At 60.5% G+C, this 801-nt stretch carries 1 protein-coding gene; it reads right to left on the bottom strand.

Annotated elements, in window-relative coordinates:
- Positions 1-253: 253 nt before the first annotated feature.
- A partial coding sequence (locus C2I19_RS20060; RefSeq protein WP_146056893.1) for an ISAs1 family transposase occupies positions 254-801 on the bottom strand: 548 nt, incomplete at its 5' end.

Below are 801 nucleotides of genomic sequence, written 5' to 3'. Positions count from 1 at the left end.
GCTTTGTTGTAGGCGTTCCAGTTGGTCGTTCGATAGCGTTTTGGAGCGGGCTTGGTCATGCCACTATCTTACCAAGCCGCGGGACGGGCGGATTTGCGCAACAGCGCCATGCTCAGACAAAAATCGAGCCAGACCAGCAGCAATCCGCGTGCAGTCAGGGCCGCGTCGTACTCATGCTAGTTGGTGGTTGTGTAGCGCTGCTTGGGCTTCTTGCTCAGAGGTGCTGCGGTGTCAGGGCCTCCGCACTCGAACATCATAATGGCGCAAGCCCAAGAAACTGGGCTCGCACATCATCATCCCAGGCCGCTGCCTTGCGCTTGATCCGCATGCTCATCTTGCCGTTTTTGCCCATCGGCACCGGTCGCACCAGGTTCAACACCATCTTTTTCAGCAATGACAGATTCTCCGGCGCAAAGTCCTTGCAAACGCTGCTGGCGTCCTCCGCAAAGTTCACGTCCAGCATCCAGTGCAGACGGTTCTCGATGCCCCAATGCGCCCGCGCCGCTTGCGCTAAGTCCTCTGCGCTCAGCTTGCGCGAGCTGATGTAGTAGCGGCGCTCCCACTGCCCCGGTTTGTCGCCAACTTGCCTCAATGAATCAATAACGCCCAGCGTTTGACACCCCGGCCAGGCCTCGGCATCCACTCGTCCGGCCACAGGCAGAACTCGCGCCAACTGCGCCACCTGCCGGCCATGGCCGCGCTCGACCGTTCCATGCGCGTTCGGCGCGTCTCCCGCCTCAATGAATGCCGCTTCCACCGTGCTCCGCAAGGAGGGTTGGTTGCCTTTGACGGCCAGCAGAT

Source organism: Chromobacterium alticapitis (assembly GCF_002924365.1).
GTDB lineage: Bacteria > Pseudomonadota > Gammaproteobacteria > Burkholderiales > Chromobacteriaceae > Chromobacterium > Chromobacterium alticapitis.
This window is presented reverse-complemented; position numbering and strand designations above follow the sequence as displayed.